This window comes from Mesonia hippocampi, assembly GCF_014197445.1.
Taxonomy (GTDB): Bacteria; Bacteroidota; Bacteroidia; order Flavobacteriales; family Flavobacteriaceae; genus Mesonia; species Mesonia hippocampi.
Genome location: NZ_JACIFO010000007.1, coordinates 110,370 through 132,531, shown reverse-complemented (window position 1 = coordinate 132,531; position 22,162 = coordinate 110,370). Strand labels below are relative to the sequence as shown.

The 22,162-nt window shown below is 34.3% G+C and carries 24 protein-coding genes and 2 tRNA genes; 13 read left to right on the top strand and 13 right to left on the bottom strand.

Annotated elements, in window-relative coordinates:
- The 5 genes from GGR32_RS09345 to GGR32_RS09325 are packed head-to-tail and all read left to right on the top strand — an operon-like array spanning position 1 to position 4,476.
- A complete protein-coding gene (locus tag GGR32_RS09345) occupies positions 1-903 on the top strand; it encodes a ParB/RepB/Spo0J family partition protein (protein WP_183477935.1) in 903 nt (300 codons plus the stop codon).
- Positions 896-1,474 carry a DUF5683 domain-containing protein gene (locus GGR32_RS09340; RefSeq protein WP_183477934.1) on the top strand — a complete coding sequence of 193 codons (579 nt, stop codon included), beginning with the start codon at positions 896-898 and terminating at the stop codon, positions 1,472-1,474. The genes GGR32_RS09345 and GGR32_RS09340 overlap by 8 nt, the downstream gene beginning before the upstream one ends.
- A gap of 4 nt (positions 1,475-1,478) precedes the next feature.
- The gene (gene dapB / locus GGR32_RS09335) at positions 1,479-2,207 is read left to right on the top strand and encodes a 4-hydroxy-tetrahydrodipicolinate reductase (protein ID WP_183477933.1); all 729 of its coding nucleotides are present in this window, start codon (positions 1,479-1,481) and stop codon (positions 2,205-2,207) included.
- Positions 2,208-2,249: 42 nt separating this feature from the next.
- Positions 2,250-3,821 (top strand): signal peptidase I, encoded by a 1,572-nt coding sequence (gene lepB / locus GGR32_RS09330; RefSeq protein ID WP_183477932.1) that lies wholly within the window; start codon positions 2,250-2,252, stop codon positions 3,819-3,821.
- A 7-nt stretch (positions 3,822-3,828) separates the two neighbouring features.
- Positions 3,829-4,476: a WbqC family protein gene (locus tag GGR32_RS09325; RefSeq protein WP_183477931.1), complete on the top strand. Its 648-nt coding sequence runs from the start codon at positions 3,829-3,831 to the stop codon at positions 4,474-4,476.
- 7 nt (positions 4,477-4,483) lie between these two features.
- Here GGR32_RS09325 and GGR32_RS09320 read toward each other — a convergent pair whose 3' ends face one another.
- The 7 genes from GGR32_RS09320 to GGR32_RS09290 all read right to left on the bottom strand — a co-directional run bounded on the left by GGR32_RS09320 (position 4,484) and on the right by GGR32_RS09290 (position 10,797).
- The gene (locus GGR32_RS09320) at positions 4,484-5,509 is read right to left on the bottom strand and encodes an endonuclease/exonuclease/phosphatase family protein (protein WP_183477930.1); all 1,026 of its coding nucleotides are present in this window, start codon (positions 5,507-5,509) and stop codon (positions 4,484-4,486) included.
- A gap of 38 nt (positions 5,510-5,547) precedes the next feature.
- Complete coding sequence (locus tag GGR32_RS09315) at positions 5,548-6,438, bottom strand: rhomboid family intramembrane serine protease (RefSeq protein ID WP_183477929.1); 891 nt, start codon at positions 6,436-6,438, stop codon at positions 5,548-5,550.
- Entirely contained in the window at positions 6,438-7,190 is a 753-nt protein-coding gene (locus GGR32_RS09310) for a rhomboid family intramembrane serine protease (RefSeq protein ID WP_183477928.1), read from the bottom strand. The genes GGR32_RS09315 and GGR32_RS09310 overlap by 1 nt, the downstream gene beginning before the upstream one ends.
- Positions 7,190-9,052, bottom strand: a complete 1,863-nt coding sequence (gene mutL / locus GGR32_RS09305) for a DNA mismatch repair endonuclease MutL (RefSeq protein ID WP_183477927.1) — start codon at positions 9,050-9,052, stop codon at positions 7,190-7,192. The genes GGR32_RS09310 and mutL overlap by 1 nt, the downstream gene beginning before the upstream one ends.
- 9 nt (positions 9,053-9,061) lie before the next feature.
- Positions 9,062-9,349: a hypothetical protein gene (locus tag GGR32_RS09300; protein WP_183477926.1), complete on the bottom strand. Its 288-nt coding sequence runs from the start codon at positions 9,347-9,349 to the stop codon at positions 9,062-9,064.
- Positions 9,350-9,494: 145 nt separating this feature from the next.
- Positions 9,495-10,004 carry a 6,7-dimethyl-8-ribityllumazine synthase gene (gene ribH, locus GGR32_RS09295; protein ID WP_183477925.1) on the bottom strand — a complete coding sequence of 170 codons (510 nt, stop codon included), beginning with the start codon at positions 10,002-10,004 and terminating at the stop codon, positions 9,495-9,497.
- 1 nt (position 10,005) lies between these two features.
- A complete protein-coding gene (locus GGR32_RS09290; protein ID WP_183477981.1) occupies positions 10,006-10,797 on the bottom strand; it encodes a tetratricopeptide repeat protein in 792 nt (263 codons plus the stop codon).
- A gap of 107 nt (positions 10,798-10,904) precedes the next feature.
- Between GGR32_RS09290 and recF the strand changes: the two genes are divergently transcribed.
- From recF to GGR32_RS09275, 3 genes are read left to right on the top strand one after another with little or no spacing between them, the layout of a single operon-like run.
- Complete coding sequence (gene recF, locus GGR32_RS09285) at positions 10,905-11,990, top strand: DNA replication/repair protein RecF (RefSeq protein WP_183477924.1); 1,086 nt, start codon at positions 10,905-10,907, stop codon at positions 11,988-11,990.
- Positions 11,991-12,017: 27 nt separating this feature from the next.
- Positions 12,018-12,446: a lipocalin family protein gene (locus tag GGR32_RS09280; RefSeq protein WP_183477923.1), complete on the top strand. Its 429-nt coding sequence runs from the start codon at positions 12,018-12,020 to the stop codon at positions 12,444-12,446.
- On the top strand, positions 12,439-12,735 hold the full coding sequence (locus GGR32_RS09275) for a DciA family protein (protein ID WP_183477922.1): 297 nt from the start codon (positions 12,439-12,441) through the stop codon (positions 12,733-12,735). Before GGR32_RS09280 ends, GGR32_RS09275 begins: the two co-directional genes overlap by 8 nt.
- Positions 12,736-12,987: 252 nt before the next feature.
- On the opposite strand, the gene rpsT is transcribed toward GGR32_RS09275, so the two are convergent.
- From rpsT to proS, 4 genes are all read right to left on the bottom strand, one after another.
- Positions 12,988-13,236 (bottom strand): 30S ribosomal protein S20, encoded by a 249-nt coding sequence (gene rpsT, locus GGR32_RS09270; RefSeq protein WP_183477921.1) that lies wholly within the window; start codon positions 13,234-13,236, stop codon positions 12,988-12,990.
- A 37-nt stretch (positions 13,237-13,273) separates the two neighbouring features.
- A tRNA-Glu gene (locus GGR32_RS09265) sits at positions 13,274-13,345 on the bottom strand.
- Positions 13,346-13,390: 45 nt separating this feature from the next.
- Positions 13,391-13,462: transfer RNA gene (locus GGR32_RS09260), tRNA-Glu, on the bottom strand.
- A gap of 78 nt (positions 13,463-13,540) precedes the next feature.
- Positions 13,541-15,019 (bottom strand): proline--tRNA ligase, encoded by a 1,479-nt coding sequence (proS, locus tag GGR32_RS09255; protein WP_183477920.1) that lies wholly within the window; start codon positions 15,017-15,019, stop codon positions 13,541-13,543.
- A 104-nt stretch (positions 15,020-15,123) separates the two neighbouring features.
- On the opposite strand from proS, the gene GGR32_RS09250 reads away from it, so the two are divergent.
- Positions 15,124-16,293, top strand: a complete 1,170-nt coding sequence (locus GGR32_RS09250) for a hypothetical protein (protein WP_183477919.1) — start codon at positions 15,124-15,126, stop codon at positions 16,291-16,293.
- A 20-nt stretch (positions 16,294-16,313) separates the two neighbouring features.
- On the top strand, positions 16,314-17,846 hold the full coding sequence (locus GGR32_RS09245; protein WP_183477918.1) for an OmpP1/FadL family transporter: 1,533 nt from the start codon (positions 16,314-16,316) through the stop codon (positions 17,844-17,846).
- Here GGR32_RS09245 and kdsB read toward each other — a convergent pair.
- Together kdsB and GGR32_RS09235 are read right to left on the bottom strand one after the other, a co-directional pair.
- Positions 17,836-18,585, bottom strand: coding sequence for a 3-deoxy-manno-octulosonate cytidylyltransferase (gene kdsB / locus GGR32_RS09240; protein ID WP_183477917.1), 750 nt, complete (start codon positions 18,583-18,585; stop codon positions 17,836-17,838). The genes GGR32_RS09245 and kdsB overlap by 11 nt on opposite strands.
- 4 nt (positions 18,586-18,589) lie before the next feature.
- A complete protein-coding gene (locus GGR32_RS09235; protein WP_183477916.1) occupies positions 18,590-20,011 on the bottom strand; it encodes an ATP-dependent DNA helicase in 1,422 nt (473 codons plus the stop codon).
- Positions 20,012-20,144: 133 nt separating this feature from the next.
- Between GGR32_RS09235 and GGR32_RS09230 the strand changes: the two genes are divergently transcribed.
- From GGR32_RS09230 to GGR32_RS09220, 3 genes are read left to right on the top strand one after another with little or no spacing between them, the layout of a single operon-like run.
- On the top strand, positions 20,145-20,798 hold the full coding sequence (locus GGR32_RS09230) for a hypothetical protein (RefSeq protein ID WP_183477915.1): 654 nt from the start codon (positions 20,145-20,147) through the stop codon (positions 20,796-20,798).
- Positions 20,779-21,624: a DUF3822 family protein gene (locus GGR32_RS09225; RefSeq protein ID WP_183477914.1), complete on the top strand. Its 846-nt coding sequence runs from the start codon at positions 20,779-20,781 to the stop codon at positions 21,622-21,624. Before GGR32_RS09230 ends, GGR32_RS09225 begins: the two co-directional genes overlap by 20 nt.
- On the top strand, positions 21,615-22,157 hold the full coding sequence (locus GGR32_RS09220; protein ID WP_183477913.1) for an RsmD family RNA methyltransferase: 543 nt from the start codon (positions 21,615-21,617) through the stop codon (positions 22,155-22,157). The genes GGR32_RS09225 and GGR32_RS09220 overlap by 10 nt, the downstream gene beginning before the upstream one ends.
- The last annotated feature ends 5 nt before the right edge of the window (positions 22,158-22,162 follow it).

Here is a 22,162-nt window from a genome sequence, read left to right as displayed (position 1 = left end):
ATGGCGAAAGCAACTAAAAAACAAGCTTTAGGAAGAGGATTATCGGCATTATTAAAAGATCCCGAAAATGATATACGATCGGCACAAGATAAAAATGCCGATAAAGTAGTAGGAAATATTGTAGAGTTAGAATTAGAGAGTATCGAGGTAAACCCTTTTCAGCCCAGAACTAGCTTTAATGAAACTGCTTTAAGCGAACTTGCCTCTTCTATTAAAGAATTAGGCGTTATACAACCCATAACCGTAAGAAAACTAAGCTTCGATAAATATCAACTTGTTTCTGGAGAACGCAGGTTTAGGGCTTCTAAACTTATAGGCCTAAAAACAATTCCGGCTTACATTAGAATTGCTAACGACCAAGAATCGTTAGAAATGGCATTGGTAGAAAATATACAACGCCAAGACCTAGACCCTATAGAAATTGCCCTTTCTTACCAACGTCTAATTGATGAAATAGACCTTACACAAGAACAACTTAGCGAGCGTGTTGGCAAAAACAGATCGACCATAGCTAACTACCTAAGGTTGTTGAAATTAGACCCTATTATCCAAACAGGAATGCGTGATGGCTTCCTAAGCATGGGACATGGGCGTGCGTTAATCAATATTGATGATACAGACACGCAATTAGAAATCTATCAAAAAATAATCACCCATAATCTTTCGGTTAGAGATACCGAAAACCTCGTTCGAGAAAATAAAAACCCTTCAGGTAAAAAAACACCTGCTAAAGTTAACCTCTCTAAAGTTTACACGACAGCAAAAGAAGACTTCTCTGATTACCTAGGTAGAAAAGTAGATGTAAAACTCAGTAAAAACGGAAAAGGAAAATTAATAATTCCGTTCACCTCTGAAGAAGATTTTCAACGTATTCAAAAGCTAATTCAAGGCAACGATGCATAAGTTTCTATTGTGTTTTTTTATCGTATTTTGTTTTCCTTTTATAAGTTCGGCACAACAAACCGATTTGACTTTACGCACAGCGCAAATTGCAAAAGTAGATAGCCTGCCTAAAAACTATACAGAATACAACCCATTAGCCCCTGCAAAAGCAGCATTTTATTCGGCCGTTTTACCTGGTTTGGGGCAAGCCTATAACAAACGCTATTGGAAAATACCCATTGTTTACGCAGCACTTGGCGTTAGCACTTATTTTATTGTTGATAATCAAAACGAATATACACGCTATCGCGATGCTTACAAACGTAGGTTAGCAGGACATACCGACGACGAATTTTATGGTAGAATTTCTACCGAAGGGCTTATTAATGCTCAAAAACAATTTAGAAGGAATAAAGAAATTTCTATCTTAGTAACTCTAGGCATCTATGTGCTTAACATTATAGATGCCAACGTAGATGCTCACTTACAACAATTTAATGTTAATAAAGACCTGTCTATACATCCTAGTTTTGATGTGAATGAATATTCGGGCAAAGCTAATTACGGACTTAGCTTAAATTTTAATTTTTAAAGTTATGCAAAAGCTAAATATTGCACTTTTGGGTTATGGAAGAATGGGGAAAGCCATCGAGAAAATAGCTATTTCTCGTTCACATACCATCGTTTACAAAACTTCTGATACACCTGAACTTACCGAACTAAAAAAAGCTGACATCGCTATAGATTTTAGCATTCCGACTGCCGCTTTTGAAAACATAAAATGCTGCTTAGAACATAATATTCCTGTAATTTCTGGCACAACAGGATGGTTAGAAAATTATGCTGAAGCAGAAAAAATCTGCGCAAAAAATCAAGGCAGTTTTTTATACGCCTCTAATTTTAGCTTAGGCGTAAACTTGTTTTTTGAGCTTAATCAAAAATTAGCTCATTTCATGCAAGCTTTTGATAATTACAACGTTTCTATAGAAGAAATTCATCACACAAAAAAACTCGATAAACCTAGCGGAACTGCAATAAGCCTTGCTGAGGGAATTATAAATAACCACCAAAGCTATGACCAATGGAAGCTAGAAGAAAAAAACGCTGTGCAAAATACAAACATTCCTATTATTGCAAAAAGAATTCCAGATGTACCAGGTACACACCATGTTAAATACACCTCTAACATCGACGAAATTGAAATAAAGCACACCGCTCACTCCAGAGAAGGTTTTGCACTAGGAGCGGTAGTTGCGGCAGAATACACCTACAACAAAAAAGGAATTTTTAGCATGCGTGATGTTTTACAAATAGATAAATTGTAACATTTTACACATAAAACTAACCAATAGTTAAAATAAAATATTATGACATTCTTACAATGGTTTATATTTTTTCTTGCAATACAAGGAATACACTTTTTAGGAACTTGGAAATTATATAAAAAAGCAGGCAGACAAGCCTGGGAAGCACTTATACCTGTTTATAATGCTGTAATCTTAATGAAAATTATTAATCGCCCAAAATGGTGGGTTATTTTACTGTTTATTCCTATTATCAACCTTATTATGTTTCCTGTAATTTGGGTAGAAACCATTAGAAGTTTCGGAAAAAACAGCACTGCAGATACTTGGCTAACTATTTTAAGCTTAGGTTTATACATCTATTATGTAAATTATGCTACCGATGCCAACTATATAAGCGAGCGTAGTTTAAAACCTAAATCTGAAGTTGGCGAATGGGTAAGTTCTATTCTTTTTGCAGTAGTAGTGGCAACCATTGTACACACCTATTTTATTCAACCATTCACCATACCAACTTCATCGTTAGAAAAAACACTTTTAATAGGTGATTTTCTATTCGTAAGTAAATTTCATTACGGGGCAAGAGCTCCGCAAACCGCTGTTGCTTTTCCTATGGTGCATGATACCATTCCTGTAGCTGGAGTAAAATCTTATACCAACTGGCCACAAATTCCTTATTTTAGACTTCCTGGTTTTCAAGAAGTAAAACGCAATGATATTGTTGTGTTTAACTGGCCTGTAGATACCGTTAGAATGTTTTTTGACACCTCTGGGAAACATTATAAAAAACCTATCGATAAAAAATCAAATTATGTAAAACGAGCTGTTGGAGTTCCTGGAGATTCTTTAAAAATTATCGATGGTAAAATTCATATCAACAACAAACCTTTAGTATTGCCCGAAAGAGCAAAACCACAATATTCTTATATTGTAGAAGGAAAAGGACAAGGCTTTGACCTTAGGGCGCTAGCAAAACGTTACAACATTACCGACCCTGTAGGTTGGTACGATAGAAATAAGCGTTTATATTATTTTAAATCGATTTCTGATGAGTCTTTAAACCTATTTAAAAACCACCCTAATGTAGGGAGTATCACCCGTTTTATTCAACCTAAAGGCGAGAAAGACGCCCGTATTTTCCCTAATGATAACCGCCATAATTGGAATGGAGATAACTTTGGTAACATCTATATTCCTGAAAAAGGAAAAACGGTAAACATAACCCTAGATTCTTACTCATATTATAAAAGAATTATTGAAGTTTATGAAGGTGACGAAATGGGGATTGACAGGAAACTTAGCATAAAGGGGAATCAAGTTTTATTAAACGGAGAACCTATTACCTCCTACACTTTTAAACAAAACTATTATTTTATGATGGGAGATAACCGTCATAACAGTGAGGATAGTCGTTATTGGGGCTATGTGCCAGAAAACCATATTGTAGGTAAGCCCGTGCTTATTTGGATGAGTTGGGATGCGAATGCTAGCGGAATGGATAAAATACGCTGGGAACGCTTATTTACAACGGTTGGCGGAGAAGGTAAACCTGTTTCGTATTTTTACTATGTATTAATTGCCATTATAGGGTTTTTCGGTATCCGTTATATTATAAGAAAGAAAAAGAAAGCTTAAAAAAAGAATGAAAAAAACGCTTGTTCATCCTACTTATTTTGGTTCGATAGCTCAATTTGTAGCCCTTAGCCAAGCAGAAAAGGTTTGTTTTGAAGTAAACGACAATTACCAAAAACAAACCTATAGAAGCCGCCAATATATTTATGGTGCAAATGGCAGGCTATTGCTTAACATTCCTGTAAAACACAACAAATCGAATGCAGGAAAGCAAAAATATAAAGACATAAAGATAGAAGACAGTTTTAAATGGCAGCTTAACCATTGGCGCTCGTTAGAAACAGCTTATCGTACTTCTCCTTTTTTTGAATATTATGAGGATGAGTTTATTTACTTATACGAAAAACCCTTCGATTTTTTATTAGATTTTAATTTTGAATGTTTAAAAGCATTAAGCGAGTGCTTACAATTAGATTTAGACTTTAGTCAGCAAACAACCAGCTATCAGCTTCCAGAAGAAATAGATCACACTAAAATTTTGGATGTACGAACGCTAGTAAATGCTAAAAAAGAACCAAAATTTAATTTCTCTACCTACGAACAAGTTTTTAACGACAAGTATGGTTTTTTAAGCAATCTTTCTGCTTTAGATTTACTTTTTAACGAGGGTCCTAATGCCTTAACTTACCTAGAAAGCCAATTACTAGAGTTCTCCTAGTAAAAAATTATAGGATATTAATATAAGCCATAATGGGATAATGGTCTGACAGTTTCTCATTATAAGTAATAAATCCCGTGATGGTAAATCGAGGATCTACCATCACTACATCTATTCTTAAGCTTATAAAGTCAAACACATAGGTTCTTCCTAAACCTGTACCCGCTTCTTTAAAAGCATCTACAAAATTGTCGGATAAACGCCTGTAAACATAAGAGAACACACTATTATTTAAATCGCCTGTAAGCACACAAGGGTAAGGCGATTTTTCTATACTTGCTAAAATTTCTTCTACCTGTATTTGTTGTTGTTTAAAAGAATGTCCTACGCGACTTATAAATTCATCTCTTAGTTTGTTATCCTTAAACTGCTCAACTTTCGGGTTTATTTTTAAGCTCTCCAAATGGATATTATAAACCCTTACAGTATCCTTATTTATAAGTAAATCGGTATAAATGGCATTATTGTATGTGTCTTTAAAATCTAAAGAACCTTTCCCCACAATAGGAAACTTGCTATAAATAGCATGCCCAGCTTTGGCTTTTTCTCCTTTATATTGTATGTATGAGTAATTATAATCGCTTAAATCTACACGTTTATCTCGATAATATTCTTGTAAACTTAAAATACTTGGTTTTTCTTTTTTTATAAAAGAAGTTATTTCTACAGGAATGTTTTTGCCTGAAATCCAGTCATACCGATTAAATTGCCTTACATTATAACTCATCACCCCTATATCGTCTGTAGCATGTGATGTATCTGCTTTAGAAAAACGCACGGCAGACCAAATATGGTTTATACCAAACAACAAAACAATAAAAGATAAGAGAAATTGCTTTTTTAGCAACACCACCCAATACACACAAAACAACAGATTTGCTAGCATTAATACCGGAACTCCTAAACTAAGAATAGATATAAAAGGAAATGTTTTAGGAGGTATATAGGGTAAAAAATAGGCCAACAAAAGCGTTGATGCTATGAATGAGTTTACTAAAAATAACAGTTTATGAAAACAACCTAATTCTTTCATTCCGTAATAATAAGGTTATTCTTCTTAAAAATAAAATTTTATTTATTCTCGCCTTTATCAAAAAGGTAATCTTTTTCTTCTTTACTTAAACTATCGTAACCGCTCTTACTAATTTTATCTAAAATATGATCTATCCTGGCTTGTTTTTGCGCTGCTGTTTCGTAAACCTCTTTCTTTGTTTTTGCTTTATTTTTATATACTTTTTTAAAAGGTGCTTTTTTGGAAGAAGGAAATTTAAAACCGCTTGATATAAACGTTACCAGCTGTTCAAACCAAGCCCCTATATTTCTTCCCTGTTGCAGTTGTTTGGTATATAAAAAGCCTAAAAATGCACCTCCTAAATGAGCCAAGCGCCCACCTGTATTGCTCATAGATAGCTGTAAGATATCTAATGCTACAAAAAAAACAGCAATATGCCATAATTTTATATTCCCCAACAAAAACAAACGCACTTGCATATTTGGTGCTTGTGTAGCCACACCTATTAAAATGGCCATTACCCCAGCAGAGGCTCCTAGCAAATACGATTTTTCTATACTAGCAAAAACAGGAAAAAAATTAAAGCTTAACATATAAACCAGCGCGCCTAATATTGCTCCTAAAAAGTAATAGCTCAACAAACGTTTTTCTGAATAAAATGTTAGAAAAAGTTGTCCCGAGAAATACAAAATAATCATGTTAGAAAGCAGGTGCCAAAAATCGGCATGTAAAAAAGCATAGCTAATAATCGTCCAAGGCCTGCTAAGGTATACGCTAATTTCTTTAGGAAAAACAAGCCATGACAACCAAGAATCTTCTGGCCATTGCATGAAAAAACTCAAGGTTTTTAGTAAATAAATCAGTATAAATACCAAAACATTCACGGCAATAAGTTTCGCCACTACACCATTTGTAGTTAGCCAATACCGAAGTTTATCTTGCCAATGCATTAATTCCAGCGATTTTGATTAAATTGATTTTTCTTCCAATACCACATCACTATAAAACCTATAATAGCACCACCAATATGTGCCCAATACGCAGTATTTGAAGGCCCTAAAACAGTAATTCCTGTTACTGCCGAAAACACATTAAGGGCAAAGTACCCGCCTATTAAGTATTTTGCTTTTATAGGGATAGGAATAAACATAATGTACAAAGGCAAATTAGGATAAAGTATTGCAAAAGCAGCCAACACACCAAAAATTGCTCCCGAAGCTCCTAACATAGGGATTATATAGGTATGTGTAAGCGACATGGTATACTCTTTTGCTACATTATTTAAAAAATAATAATTATTGGTTTGTGCCGATTTTAATAGAAGCTCCTGAATATCTGCTGGAGTTGCTCCTGCAGCAAGATATACCTCATACGCCTCATTAAAATTAAAATAGCTAAATAGAATTTGTAAGCCTGCGGCTCCTAAACCTGCCGAAAAATATATAAACAAAAACCGTTCTCTTCCCAAACTTTGTTCGAGTACGCTTCCAAACATATACAAGGCAAACATATTAAAAAGAATATGCCCTAAATCGGCATGCATAAACATGTGTGTAAATATTTGCCACAACTGAAAATTTGGGTTTTCGGGAAACCAAAGTGCAAATAATTTTACGGCATAATCGCCTATATATTGACTTCCTAAAAAGAAAAGTATATTGATAATCAATAAAGCTTTTACGGTATCTGTAATTCTGCCCATTACATAAATTTTTTATCCAAATCTGTGGATGTTAACATGCTATAAATCTTCTTTCCAAACGGATTCACTTGCGGTTCTTTACACGCAAATAATTGGTTTACCAAATGTTGTTGCTCTTCTATATTTAACACCGTTCCTGCTCGTACTGCCATACTTTTAGCTAATGATTTTGCTAAAACATCGGTTTGTGTAAAGCCGCTTTCTGGTATTTCTAAAGAAAAATCAGCTAATAATTGTTCTAATAAAATTTGGGTTTCACTTTCCGATATTAACGTAGGTATTCCGACTATTTCGATATTATCCTTTTCTAATAAAGAAAAAATAAGTCCTATTTGCTCTAACGAATCTTTTAAGGCACTTAGCACCTCTACTTCTTGTGCTGAAAATGATAAATTTAACGGAAATAACAACTGCTGACTTAGCGCAGGAGCTTGCGTAATATTAATAAGTAATTGTTCATATAAAATACGAGTATGCGCTCGGTATTGATCGATAATCAATAAACCTGTTTTGGTAGAACTTATAATATATTTCTTATGCAATTGAAATATATCGAGGTGTTCCTTTACCGCCAAAGTTTCCTCTGTAAACAAGCTTCCTGTTACCTCCTCGCTTTCCAGCTCTATTGTTGGTACCTCATTCTCATCTGAAATACCGGTATATAAAGCCTCCCAAGTTTGACTGTTTTTTTTAAATGAATTTGGAATGCTTGAAGCATTTCCCCTTCCGCTTTTTACATGTTGTTTTGTTTCCGCTTCAAAGGGGTTAAAATTTCTATCAACCTCTATAGCAGGCTGAGAAACCTGTTTTTCTTTAAACGAATAAGGTGTTTCTAAAGTAGGATCTTTATCAAAATCTAAAACAGGAGCCACACTAAATTGCCCTAAACTATGTTTTATTGCACTGCGTAAAATGGCATAAAGAGCATGCTCGTCATCAAATTTTATTTCGGTTTTTGTAGGGTGAATATTAATGTCTATTCGGCTAGCATCAATTTCTAAATATAGAAAATAGCTAGGATGTGTTTTGTCTTTCAGCAAACCTTCATAGGCGGCTTGTACTGCATGATTAAGGTACGGACTTTTAATAAACCGATGGTTTACAAAAAAAAACTGCTCTCCTCTACTTTTCTTAGCAAACTCTGGTTTACCTACAAAACCACTAAGTTTAACCAATTCTGTATCCTCTTCTACCGGAACTAGTTTTTCGTTAGTTTTCCCACCAAAAACAGCTACTATTCGTTGCCGATAACTAGAAGAAGATAATTGAAATAGCTCATTTCCGTTATGATGTAATGAAAAACCTATTTGCGGATGAGCCAAAGCTACACGTTGAAATTCATCGATAATATGCCGAATTTCAACATTATTAGATTTTAAAAAATTACGCCTAGCAGGAATGTTATAAAATAAGTTTTTAACACTTATAATAGTTCCTGTTGGAGTTACACAAACCTCCTGTGTAATAAGTTCGCTTCCATGAATTTTTATATGCGTTCCTACTTCTGCAGTTTCGGGTTTTGTTTTTAAATCTACATGTGCAATTGCGGCAATAGATGCTAAAGCTTCCCCTCGAAACCCTTTAGTGTTTAGGTTAAATAAATCTTCTGCTTGTTTTATTTTAGAAGTTGCATGCCGTTCAAAGCATAAACGGGCATCGGTAGTACTCATTCCAGAACCATTATCGGCTACTTGGATTAATGTTTTTCCTGCATCTTTTATGAGTAGATTAACCTGAGTAGCTCCAGCATCTATTGCATTTTCTAACAACTCTTTTACCACCGATGCGGGGCGTTGTACAACTTCTCCTGCAGCAATTTGGTTTGCCACATGATCGGGTAATAACTGAATGATGTCACTCATGAAAAATACTTAGAAAAATATGGATAAATCGAAATCTATTAACCACAAAAAGATAAAGATTAGAATAGCTGCTATTACTAATACCCTACCGCTAAAATTTCTATTAGACCGTGTACGGCTTTCTTTACGTGCTTTTGCCCATTGCGAACCAAAATCGACAGCGTTAGTTGCTTCGCGATATTTTGCAAATTTAGAATCAAAATCGTACGGATTCCCCAAGTCTTTACCTTTATAATAACGTGGGGTATAGTTGTAACGATTATTATCGCGACGTTTAAACATATTAAGCTTTAGCATAGCCATCTTTTTATGAAATTCAAATTTACAGAAATTGCTCCAGTCTAAAAAAAGGAAGCCGTTAAATTTATTTCAATAATAATACCAATACGTATTGCTAGAGCAATAATAAACTAAAATTAATGTGAAATTTTAAGCTAGAAGATTATTCGGCCGAATAGAATTTGGCTTCTTTTTTTAATTGCGCCATTTTTATAGCCGCTATAGCAGCCTCTGTCCCTTTATTACCATGTTTACCTCCAGAGCGGTCTATAGATTGTTGTTTATTATTATCGGTAAGTACACAAAATATTACCGGAATATCGCTTTGAATGTTCAAATCTTTAATGCCTTGTGTTACGCCTTCGCAAACAAAATCAAAATGTTGCGTTTCTCCTCTAATCACATTTCCAATTACGATTACAGCGTCTAGCATTGGGTAGCTTTTCTGCATGGTCTTGGCGCCATAAATAAGTTCAAAACTTCCTGGCACATTCCATCTAACAATGTTATCCTTTAGCGTTCCATTTTCCAAAAGTGCCTCAAAAGCGCCTTGAAAAAGGTTTTCAGTAATAGCTTCGTTCCATTCAGAAACAACAATCCCAAACCGAAAATTTTTCGCATTTGGGATTGTTGTTTTATCGTATTGTGATAAATTATTTCCTACTGTTGCCATGTTATTGCATTGCTTTAGCTTGACCTAAATATGCAGGTACTTTTTCTGCTTCAGTTGCATTAGGGTAAGCTTCTTTTATTTTTTCTAAATGCTTTACAGCTGTACCACCTTCGTTAAGTTGAATGGCTGCAATTGCAGATTTAAGCAAATATTTTGGAGCGGTAAATCCGTTAGCTTGCATTGCGGCAGCTTTCTCGTAATAACTTAAGGCTTCTTTAGGTTGCTCTAACTGCATAAAAGCATCTCCTATTGCTCCTTTAGCTAATACCGATAAGATTTGGTCTTCACTTTTAAAGCTTTCTAATTGGCTGATAGCTTCTTTATACTTTCCTGTTTTCAGAAGTGACATTCCTGCATAATAATGAGCTAAGTTAGCTGCATTTGTCCCGCTATAAGCTTCGGTAATGTCTAGAAAACCAAATTTACCAGCACCACCATTTAATGCCATGTTATATAAAGAATCCTGAGTAGCTGAAGTTGCATTTTGTGCATTCTCAAAATATATTTGAGCTTGTCCCATTTCGTTTGCTGCCTCTATTTCTTTAGGTTGTTGTATAAACTTATCAAAACCTATATATGCTAAAACGGCAACTACCACTACACCTATACCTATAAAAATAGGTTTTTGATTTTTAGACACCCACTCTTCGGTGCGGTTTGCGCCTTGATCTAAGGTATCAAAAACTTCTTCGGTGGTAGATTCACCTTCTACATAAACTTCTTCCTCTCCAGGAATTTGTTCTTTCTCTTTTTTTGCTTTGGGTTTATAACCTCTTTTTTTGTACGTCGCCATAAGTAAATCTTCATTGGTTGGCAAAAATATAATTTTTATTCATATTTAAAAGATAAAATATTTGTTATTTTACGTTTTTTTTAAGACACTGAGTTAAGACCAGATTTATGTACCTAGACAAACTCTCTTTACTTCATTATAAAAATTTCGAACAGCAAGATTTTTATCTAAATAAAAAGATAAATTGTTTTGTAGGCCCTAACGGAATAGGCAAAACCAATGTATTGGATAGTATTTACCATTTAGCTTATGGGAAAAGTTACTTTAACCCCATTACTTCGCAAAACATTAACCACTATGCCGATTTTTTTGTTATTGAAGGGCATTTTGTAAAACACAACCGAGATGAAAAAATTGTAGTAAGTGCTAAAAAAGGACAAAAAAAAATTATTAAACGAAATGGGAAAGCCTATGAAAAATTCAGTGAACATATTGGCTTAATTCCTCTTGTTATTATTTCGCCTGCCGATAGAGATTTAATTATAGAAGGTAGCGAAATGCGTCGTAAATTTATAGACAGTATCATTTCGCAAAGCGATACGGTTTACCTACAAAACCTTATACGCTACAATAAAACTTTAAGCCAACGAAATTCCTTATTAAAATTTTTTGCTGCCAACCGTAGCTTTAACCAAACTAATCTAGAGGTTTATAACGAACAACTAGAAGAATTTGGAAAAGTTATTTTTGAAAAGAGAAAAGCTTTTTTAGAAATTTTCGCCCCTATTTTTGAGCAACGATACGAAAGCATTAGCAATAAACAAGAAAAGGTTGCTATAAACTACAAAAGTCAGCTTTCTCAACTTAGCCTTAATGAACTTTTTAAAGAAAACCTCGATAAAGATCGTGCTTTGCAATACACCTCTGTTGGAACACATAAAGATGACTTGGTTTTTAAACTCAACAACCACCCTATAAAAAAGTATGGTTCTCAAGGGCAACAAAAAAGTTTTTTAATTGCACTAAAACTTGCACAATACGATTTTCTAAAAAAACAAAACAACGTAAATCCTATTTTACTTTTAGATGATATTTTTGACAAGTTAGACGAACAACGTGTTCGCCATATTATCCAATTAGTAAGTCAGGACGATTTAGGGCAGCTCTTTATCAGCGATACGCATCCCGACAGAACAGAAGCTGCCATAAAAGCAAGCGCAAAAGAATATTCTTTAATAAATTTGCAAGCATAACGATATACAAACCTTAAACCATACCCCGTGAAAAAATTACTTTATCTAAGCTTAATTAGCATCGCCCTATTTAGTGCTTGCTCTCAAAGCCCTACAAAAGAAGATTTACAGCAACTAAAAGGCTATTGGGAAATAAAAACCGTGGAGAGCCAAAGCGGAAAGAAAAAAACATTTAGTTTTAACGAAAGTGTAGATTATATTTTTATCAACGAAGATTTAAATGGTTTTAGAACCAAAGTAAAACCCGATTTAGAAGGGAAATACACAAAAACTGGCACTAGAGAGAACTTAAAAATAGACCTCCAAAACGACAGTATTTTTATACATTACAACACACCGCAAGCTACATGGAAAGAAAGCTTACTTAAGCTAGACAAAAACAGTTTCACTGTAAAGAACAAACGCGGGTTAACCTACACCTATCAACGCTTTAACGGTTATTTATCTCATGAGTAATAGGAACGCAGAAAACAGCAGCTTATCAGAAGTATTAAAGCAATTTATAGAAAAGAATAAACTCGATAAAGGTTTAGACAAAATAAATGTACGCGAAGCTTGGGAAAACCAAATGGGTCCGGCTATAAAAAATTACACCCACAGCATAGAGCTGAGAAACCACACGCTTCATATAAAATTAAATTCCTCTGTATTACGGGAAGAATTAAGCTATGGTAAAGAAAAAATTATAAACAACCTTAACGATTATCTGGGAGAAGATATCATAAAAAAGTTAATTTTAAACTAATTAAACAAATGAATTGTAACATTTATATTCTTTCAAAGTCTATTAGTATAAATGTTGGTATTATTTGTTTGAATTAGCCTTTTAACACTAAAATTACTAGCAACACATAAAAGCCCACTTTAATTTTAAAGCGGGCTTTCTCTTTTTATACTCAGAAAGTACAAATATTTCATTATCACTAAAACAAGTAAAAGCCTTTTTTATCTAAACAATAAAAAAGGCTCTTAAAAATTATGAACACTAATACGTTACTTACAAAGCAGCTACATGCTTAGCTAACTTAGACTTTAAGTTTGCTGCTTTATTAGCATGAATAATATTACGTTTTGCTAATTTATCTATCATAGAAAAAACATTCGGCATCATTGTTTGAGCTTCCGATTTTTCTGCTAATTTTAATTTTTTAATGGCATTACGCGTTGTTTTATGCTGGTAGCGATTTCTCAAACGCTTAACCTCGCTATTGCGTATTCTTTTTAATGCCGACTTATGATTTGCCATACCTCGTTAATATTTCGTTTTTCCTTAAACTAAAAAGTAGTCCGTAGGGGATTCGAACCCCTGTTACCAGGATGAAAACCTGGCGTCCTAACCCCTAGACGAACGGACCATTATCATTATTTCAAAATTAAATTTCCGAAGAAATTTTAAGTAGTAGTCCGTAGGGGATTCGAACCCCTGTTACCAGGATGAAAACCTGGCGTCCTAACCCCTAGACGAACGGACCTTGATTGCTAAATGCGGATGCAAAAATAGGATATATTTTCAATTCTGCAAACTTTTTCATCAAAAAAAATCATTTTTTTTAATATGCTTTTGCAAATAACACTCGTTTAGCCGAAGGTTTCCCTGTAAACACACAGCTACCCTCTTCTTTTTCAGTATTTAACGGAATACATCGTATAGTTGCCTTAGTAAGCTCTTTTATTTTGTTTTCTGTTTCTGGTGTACCATCCCAATGTGCTGCAATAAAACCTCCTTTATTGTCCAATACCTCTTTAAACTCCTCAAAGCTATCTACGGCTGTAATATGCTCGTCACGATAAGTTTTAGCTTTAGTGTATAAATTTTCTTGAATTTCTTCCATTAACTGCTTAACTGTATCAACTACATTCTCTCTCTCTACAAAGCTTTTGGTTAACGTATCTCGGCGTGCTAACTCTACTGTTCCCTTTTCTAAATCTTTAGGGCCAATAGCTATGCGCACAGGAACTCCCTGTAATTCATATTGTGCAAATTTCCAGCCTGGTTTATGGGTATCTCTAGCATCAAACTTAACAGAGATACCTGCTTCTTCTAATTGCTTTTTTAACGCTAATGCTACTTCCGATATTTGGTTTAGTTGTTCTTCTCCTTTATAGATAGGAACAATAACCACTTGATTAGGGGCTAGTTTTGGTGGTAACACTAACCCTTTATCATCGCTATGCGTCATTATAAGCGCCCCCATTAATCGAGTAGAAACCCCCCAACTGGTTGCCCATACATATTCTTGCTTTCCTTCTTTAGAAGTAAATTTAACATCAAAGGCTTTTGCAAAATTTTGCCCCAAAAAGTGCGATGTACCTGCTTGCAATGCTTTTCCATCTTGCATTAACGCCTCTATACAGTAGGTATCTTCTGCTCCTGCAAAACGTTCACTTTCTGTTTTTTTACCTTGCACTACAGGTATTGCCATAAAATTTTCTGCAAAATCTGCATATATTTTATTCATTTGTTCTGCTTCTGCAATGGCTTCGGCTTTTGTTTCGTGTGCTGTATGCCCTTCTTGCCATAAAAACTCGGCTGTTCTTAAAAACAAACGGGTTCGCATTTCCCAACGTACTACATTTGCCCATTGGTTTATTAGTATAGGTAAGTCTCTATACGATTGAATCCAGTTTTTATAGGTATTCCAAATAATAGCTTCAGAAGTTGGCCTTACAATAAGCTCTTCTTCTAATTTAGCTTCAGGATCTACAATAAGCTTTGTTTTATCATCCGGGTTGGTTTTTAACCTATAATGTGTAACTACCGCACATTCTTTAGCAAAACCTTCTGCGTTTTTTTCTTCGGCTTCAAATAAACTTTTGGGTACAAAAAGCGGAAAATATGCATTTTCATGCCCTGTTTCTTTAAACATTTTATCTAATTTGGCTTGCATTTTTTCCCAAATGGCATATCCATACGGTTTTATAACCATGCATCCACGTACTGCGGAGTTTTCGGCTAAATCTGCTTGAACGACTAGCTCGTTATACCACTTTGAATAATCTTGGTTTCTTGGTGTAAGTTTTTTCCCCATTATCAGTTATTTGGCACAAATATTGTATTTTCTAAGTTAAGAATTTTTATTTCGGACAAAACTAATTATTTTTGATATGTCCAACAACTATTAAAACCCAAATTATGAATTCGCTTATATCCCTACTCTTATCAAAAAAAGTACTTTTACTTAGTGCTTTTAGTGTTTTTGTACTAACATCGTGTAGTACCTATCATATTTCTAATTATGAGGATGGCATCTATGGCTCTTCTAATGGAAGTGAGATTGTACCTGTACAAAATTCATCTTCTTATTATGAAAACTATTTTGCACAGCAAGGAGAGCAAATTGCTCAAGCAAGCCAATATAGCGCTGATGGCGAAATATTTACCAACGTAGATAGCTATACTTCTAATAATAATGGTAACAATAACGGACAATTAATTTATGATCAGGGAAATTACCAACCTAATGCCTCTTGGGGAAGTAACCCAACCACAATTAACGTTAATTATATAAATAACGGATACCCTTATAATGCTTGGGGTGGCGGCTATTACAACTCTTGGGGATACAACAGCTATTATGGAAACCCCTATGGCGGTTGGTACATTGGGTTTAATTGGGGCTGGGGTGGCTATTATCGCCCTTGGGGATATAACAGTTATTATTACCACCCTTATAACAGCTATTATTATCGCCCGTACAACAATCATTATCACCATTACTATGGTTACTCAAACCCGTACTACGCAAATAATTCTCGCTACAGAGGGCGCAGTAATTATACCGATAGCCGTTATAGAGGACGTAGCAACTACACCAATAATGCTTCGCATCGTGGAAGAAGTAACATGAATAATAACAACAACATAAGAAGAAGTAACAATAATTCTAACAGAAGAAGTAATGCCACTACTCCTACAATAAGAAACTCTAGAAATATAAATGCTCGAGGTTCCTCCAATAACAGCAGTAACCGAAACTCTATAAATACGAATAGACGTAACTCTTCTAATGCCACACAAAGAAGCAACAACACTTCTAACAGATCAGGTTCGTACAATAACACTTCTGCAAGAAGTCAGAATAATTACTCTAAACCTGCTACTAACACCAGAAGAAGTTCTAGCAACACCAATACCAACAGACGTAGTTCTTCTAACAATAACAACTCTTCTTACCGAAGAAGTTCATCTAACAACTACAACAGAAGTAGCACTCCCACCAGAAGTTCTAGCTCACGAAGCTACAACACTAATACTGGAAGAGGAAGATCCTCAAGTAGTTATAGCGGAGGAAGAGGGCGTTAATAACAGTATAAACTAACATTATGAATAAAAAATATATACTTCCATTATTACTAAGCATATTTACAATACCTTTTGTAAGTAATGCCCAAATTATGGACGACAGCTTCAACTACACCTACGAGCAATTATACGGAACACCAAGGTTTGTTGCCATGAGCGGCGCCTTTGGAGCATTAGGAGGAGATTTATCTGCTCTAAAAGTAAACCCTGCTGGATCTGCTGTTTTTAGTAGTAGTACAGCAAGTTTTACATTAAATAATCAAACCTATACAAATTCAGCTTCTATAGGTAATGTAAATACCAATACGAAAAACAATGTTTTTTCTATATCCCAGGCAGGTGCTGTTTTTGTTTTTAATGATTATAATACAAAATCCACTATTAATAAATTTAGTGTAGCTCTAAATTTTGAGACTAAAAACAGCCTTAACAATAAGATATTTGGCTTTGGAAACAACAACTATTCTATTGGAGATTATTTTGCCTCACAAGCAAACGGAATCCCATTAAGCACCTTCAACAACCTCTCTTCTAATCTTACCAATGCATACATAGAACTAGGAGATAGACATTATAGAGGGCTTAGCAACCGAGCCATGCAAAATGCTTTTTTAGGCTACGAAACTTTTATTATCAACCCAACAAGCAACAACAATAATACAACCACCTATCAAAATAATTTTAACGGAACATCTTACAATAAAGCATACGAATATAGAGCAACAGGCTATAACGGAGTTTTGGTAGCAAATGCCGCTATGGCACTTAAAGATAAAATCTACTTAGGACTAAACCTTAATAGCCACTTTATAAACTACGAAAAAAGAAACTATGCTTATGAGGAAACTAAATCTCCTGCAAGTAATATAAGTTCTGTAGATTTTGAAAATTTTCAAAATACAATAGGAACAGGTTTTTCTGTACAAATAGGTGCCATTGCAAAATTAACAAACTCGTTGCGAGTGGGAGCAAGTTACCACTCTCCTACTTGGTATACCATTAGCGATGAAACCTCTCAATTTTTAGAAAGTTTCGACAGCTCAAATAATAAATATTATACAGTAGCTCCTGATGTTATTAATTTATACCCTAACTACGATTTACGCACCCCTAGCAAGCTTAATGCTAGTGTTGCTTATATTGTCTCTAACAAGGCGATTATTAGCTTTGACTATGGGTATCAAGATTACGCTAACATAAAATACTACGCTAATAATTATGATCCGATATACTTTGACAACTTAAACCATTTTATTAAAAATAATTACAAAGCTGTTTCTACCTATAAAGTTGGTGCAGAATATCGTATAAAAGCATTAAGCTTACGTGGAGGTTATCGCTATGAAGAAAGTCCTTATAAAAATAACCTATATATGAGCGACCTAGAAGGATTCTCCTTTGGTTTAGGATATACTTTTTATAACATAAGGATAGATGCTTCTTATGATTATTCTGATAGGGATTACACCAACAACTTCCAACACAGTAATCAAACTGCAAGTGTAAACCACGAACGCAACAACATAAGTCTAGGTATTAGTTTTAATTTTTAGCAGAAGAAGTCAAAAACTCTCTAGCTTTTTGCAAATCTTCTGGGGTATCTATACCTATAACTTTTTCTTGTGTTTCTACCATTTTTATGGTTTTTCCATACTCTAAAAATCGTAGACACTCTAGTTTTTCTGTAGCTTCTAGGCTTCGCATAGGCAATTGCTCAAAATCTAAAAGGGCTTGTTTTCTAAACGCATAAATACCTATATGCTTAAAATAAGTATGTCCAACATCTGCCCGTTGGTACGGAATTACAGAACGCGAAAAATACATAGCTCGAGACTGATTATCTACAATTACTTTTACATTATTAGGGTTTGCTATTTCTTCTTTACTAGAGATAGGCGTCATAATGGAAGCCAAATCTATTGCCTTCATCGCATCATCTTCAAAAACTGCTAAGAGTTGTGCTAGTATTTTTTTTGATGTAAAAGGCTCATCACCTTGAACGTTTACCACAATATCTGCATCTATTGTATGAATAGCCTCTGCTATCCTATCGCTCCCACATTCATGCTCACGAATACTTTTTATAGCTTTCCCTTTGTGTTTTATTATCTCATTATAAATAATATCGCTATCGGTTACCACATAGACTTCATCAAAAAGTTGAGTTTGTTTTGTAGCAAAATACGTACGGCAAATTACAGGCATTCCCTCTAAATCTTCCATCAATTTCCCAGGGAAACGAGAGGCCTCATAACGCGCTGGAATCATAGCTACTATTTTATTTTTCTTCATTGTATTATTCTTCTATAAAAAAATCGTCTTTAAATCCTATTAAATACAATTGCTCTTTTGCACGTGTACAAGCGGTATACAACCAACGTAAATACTCTTTTGTTATTCCGTTTTTTAAATAGGGTTGTTCTACAAAAACAGTATGCCATTGTCCTCCTTGAGATTTATGGCAAGTAATTGCATAACTAAATTTTACTTGTAATGCGTTAAAGTATTTATTGTTTTTCACTTTAAGAAAACGCTTATATTTTGTACGTTCATCGGCATAATCTTTCTGTACTTCTTCATAAAGTTTGTTAGCGTCCTCGTATGGTAAAGCTGGTGAATTTACCGAAAGCGTATCGAGCATTACCACGGTTTCGAAAGCCCTCATTTTTGGGTAATCTACCATTTTTACTTTTACTTCCGCAAACCTAAATCCATACAGTGATTTAATGGCAAAAATTTCTAATATTTCTATAATATCTCCATTTGCTATAAACCCCGCATCGGAACTTGGCTTTACCCAAAAATAGTTATTTTTAACCACCATAAGGTAATCACCTGCAGCAATTTCATCCTCTCTAAATAAAATCCTTGAACGAATTTGTTGATTATACAGGTTTGCTCGTTTATTAGAATGTACGATAATAGCGGTTTCTTCATGCCCTAAATTGCTATAGGATTCGTTAATAGCATTCATTATTTCATGTCCATCTATCAAGCGCTCAAAATCTTTCCCTACATGAGGCGAAAACTTAAAATCATCGTAAAAATCTGTTTGAAGTTGTTCTCTCAGGCGTGTAGCGTTTAATAAAATTCCGCTTTCTTGCTGCTGTCTTACTACTTCGCTCAACTCTATTTGAGAGACGTTTTCTTGGTATTTCAGCGCTAAATTATCTGCATCTAACGCAGGGCTTTTGTCTAAGTTTACAGGAGGAAGCTGAGCGGTATCGCCTACCAGTATCAACTTGCAATTTTTTCCGCTTTGTACATACTGCATTAAATCATCTAACAATGAACCGTTATCAAACAATGAACCTTGGTTAGACATATCTGAAATCATCGAAGCTTCATCTACTATAAATACGGTATTCTTATGTTTATTAGGTTGCAAAACAAATTGCAACTTTACACCTGCTTTTTTGGGGTAATAAATTTTTCTATGTATTGTTTGCGCCTGATACCCCGAATAGTTAGTCATTACCTTTGCTGCTCTTCCCGTAGGTGCCATAAGCGAAGGGGATACTTTTATTTTCCATAAATTTTTCACCAAACAACCTATTAATGTGGTTTTTCCTGTCCCTGCATATCCTTTAAGAATAAAAGTATTTTCTTCTCTATCAAAAAGAAATCTTGTAATTTTCTGTAAAGCAAGATCTTGCTCCTGTGTTGGAGAGAATTTAAAATCGTCTCGTAATAATTGGTATAATTCTTGTGAATCCATATAAAAGTAGAAGCTTTACAAAAATTCAAATATAACCATGATTTTTTTCTTGTAAACTTTTACGTATAAAAAAAAATTGTAGATTTGCGTAATAACATAAAACTTATAAATCTAAACTAAATATACCTCAACTATGAAACTTGTTGTTCAGTTAATTCTTTGGGTGGTAATTGTATTCCTAGGCTACCTAACCTTTAATGCCGTGTACGCTCCCATCCAGTTTAACAAAGTTAAAGAAGCTAGATATAAAAAAGTTATCGAGCGTCTTAAAGACATTAGAAAAGCCGAACTTGCCCATAAAGAAGTAACAGGAGAATTTGCTCCTACTTTTGATAGGCTTGTTAAATTTATAGATACGGCAAAATTTACCATTACTGAACGTAGAGATACTACCTATTTAGACGAGGAGTACAAAAAATCTTACGGGGTAGATAAGTACAAAGGAGATGTTGTAATTGATACAATTGGGTTTGTTTCTGTTAAAGATTCCTTATTTAAAGGAACTAACCGCTACAAAGAATTAAAATATGTACCTACTACCAACAAAGAGGAAGAATTCCAAATAGGTGCTAGAAAAATAAAAAAGAACAATACTGCAATGCCTGTTTTTGAGGTAAAAGTAGCAAAAGAGGTAATTCTTAAAGACCAAGATAAAGACCTTGTTGCGCAAGAAAAGCAAATTGTATCGGTAGAAGAAGTTAACGGACCTTACATACAAGTAGGCTCTTTAAACGAAGTTAACACCAGTGGTAACTGGCCTAAAGTTTATGGCGATAACGACAAATAAACATAAGGATAACAACTATATCTTGTCCATCTTGATTTCTCAAGATGGACTTTCTTTTTGTACTGCTACGGCAGGTGAAAGCAAAAAGATTATTGCTTATGAGCATAAAAAAATTAACTCATCGGCTTCTCCTATTACGGTTTTAGAAAGCCTACAACCCGAAGTCCAAAAGCTTCAGCAAACCTACCAGCTCAGTAAAGTTATTGTTGTTTATGCCAATACACTTTACACGTTAGTTCCTAATGATTTTTTTGATGAAAACAAACTCAGTCAATACTTAAAGTTTAACATCAAAATACTCGAAACAGATTATATTACTTATGACGATATACCTTATTTAGCCACAAAAAATGTGTTTATCCCTTTAACTAATATCAATAATTATCTATTTGATACATTTGGAAGCTTTACTTTTACCCACAGCGTGAGTTTACTCGTAAATTCAGTCCAACAACAACTTTTAGAGACTACCACACAAGGCTTTATCCAGGTATATCCAACACACTTTGATTTAAGTATTTTTAGTGATAAAAAACTTATACTAGCAAATAGTTTTTCCTATTACACCCCCGAAGATTTTATTTATTACCTACTTTTCTCTTTAGAGCAATTAAATATTAAGCCTACCAAAATTAAACTCTATTTGGGCGGCGACATCAACATAGGTACCGCTACATACAACTATATAGAAACCTATATCAAGCATGTTTACTTTTTTACTAAAGAAGAAAACATCAACAACAACCTTATTGATAATGAAAATATATTAATTAATAAGGACTACCATACAAATCATCTTATTTTAAAAAGTTTATTTTGCGAATAATTTCTGGAACATACAAAGGGAAACGTATTATTGCCCCAAAAAATCTCCCTATTAGACCAACCAAAGACATGGCGAAAGAAGCCTTGTTTAACATACTTACTAATAAATTTGATTTTCAAGAAACCAAAATTTTAGACTTATTTTCTGGTTCAGGAAACATTACCTACGAGTTTATCTCGCGTGGAAGCACAGAAATTACAGCCGTAGATAGCCATTATGCCTGTGTAAAGTTTATACAACAAACCACCACGAATACTTTTAATACACCTATCGATACAATAAAAAGCGATGTTTTTGCTTTTCTAGCCCATACTAACGAGAAGTTTGACATCATATTTGCAGACCCTCCTTATGATTTTAGTCTCGATAAATTTACAGAAATTGCAGATTTATGTATAGAAAACAAACTCCTAAACCTTAACGGCATTTTAATTATCGAACACGATACACATACAGATTTATCGGTACATAACTGTTTTGCAGAAAGCAGAAAATACGGCGGAACCGTATTTTCTTTCTTCAAAAATATATAGATTTT

Excerpts from the sequence above, each read along its gene's own strand:
- GGR32_RS09345 (WP_183477935.1), top strand. The coding sequence starts at position 1 with ATGGCGAAAGCAACTAAAAAACAAGCTTTAGGAAGAGGATTATCGGCA.
- GGR32_RS09340 (WP_183477934.1), top strand. The coding sequence starts at position 896 with ATGCATAAGTTTCTATTGTGTTTTTTTATCGTATTTTGTTTTCCTTTT.
- dapB (WP_183477933.1), top strand. The coding sequence starts at position 1,479 with ATGCAAAAGCTAAATATTGCACTTTTGGGTTATGGAAGAATGGGGAAA.
- lepB (WP_183477932.1), top strand. The coding sequence starts at position 2,250 with ATGACATTCTTACAATGGTTTATATTTTTTCTTGCAATACAAGGAATA.
- GGR32_RS09325 (WP_183477931.1), top strand. The coding sequence starts at position 3,829 with ATGAAAAAAACGCTTGTTCATCCTACTTATTTTGGTTCGATAGCTCAA.
- GGR32_RS09320 (WP_183477930.1), bottom strand. The coding sequence starts at position 5,509 with ATGAAAGAATTAGGTTGTTTTCATAAACTGTTATTTTTAGTAAACTCA.
- GGR32_RS09315 (WP_183477929.1), bottom strand. The coding sequence starts at position 6,438 with ATGCATTGGCAAGATAAACTTCGGTATTGGCTAACTACAAATGGTGTA.
- GGR32_RS09310 (WP_183477928.1), bottom strand. The coding sequence starts at position 7,190 with ATGGGCAGAATTACAGATACCGTAAAAGCTTTATTGATTATCAATATA.
- mutL (WP_183477927.1), bottom strand. The coding sequence starts at position 9,052 with ATGAGTGACATCATTCAGTTATTACCCGATCATGTGGCAAACCAAATT.
- GGR32_RS09300 (WP_183477926.1), bottom strand. The coding sequence starts at position 9,349 with ATGCTAAAGCTTAATATGTTTAAACGTCGCGATAATAATCGTTACAAC.
- ribH (WP_183477925.1), bottom strand. The coding sequence starts at position 10,004 with ATGGCAACAGTAGGAAATAATTTATCACAATACGATAAAACAACAATC.
- GGR32_RS09290 (WP_183477981.1), bottom strand. The coding sequence starts at position 10,797 with ATGGCGACGTACAAAAAAAGAGGTTATAAACCCAAAGCAAAAAAAGAG.
- recF (WP_183477924.1), top strand. The coding sequence starts at position 10,905 with ATGTACCTAGACAAACTCTCTTTACTTCATTATAAAAATTTCGAACAG.
- GGR32_RS09275 (WP_183477922.1), top strand. The coding sequence starts at position 12,439 with ATGAGTAATAGGAACGCAGAAAACAGCAGCTTATCAGAAGTATTAAAG.
- rpsT (WP_183477921.1), bottom strand. The coding sequence starts at position 13,236 with ATGGCAAATCATAAGTCGGCATTAAAAAGAATACGCAATAGCGAGGTT.
- proS (WP_183477920.1), bottom strand. The coding sequence starts at position 15,019 with ATGGGGAAAAAACTTACACCAAGAAACCAAGATTATTCAAAGTGGTAT.
- GGR32_RS09250 (WP_183477919.1), top strand. The coding sequence starts at position 15,124 with ATGAATTCGCTTATATCCCTACTCTTATCAAAAAAAGTACTTTTACTT.
- GGR32_RS09245 (WP_183477918.1), top strand. The coding sequence starts at position 16,314 with ATGAATAAAAAATATATACTTCCATTATTACTAAGCATATTTACAATA.
- kdsB (WP_183477917.1), bottom strand. The coding sequence starts at position 18,585 with ATGAAGAAAAATAAAATAGTAGCTATGATTCCAGCGCGTTATGAGGCC.
- GGR32_RS09235 (WP_183477916.1), bottom strand. The coding sequence starts at position 20,011 with ATGGATTCACAAGAATTATACCAATTATTACGAGACGATTTTAAATTC.
- GGR32_RS09230 (WP_183477915.1), top strand. The coding sequence starts at position 20,145 with ATGAAACTTGTTGTTCAGTTAATTCTTTGGGTGGTAATTGTATTCCTA.
- GGR32_RS09225 (WP_183477914.1), top strand. The coding sequence starts at position 20,779 with ATGGCGATAACGACAAATAAACATAAGGATAACAACTATATCTTGTCC.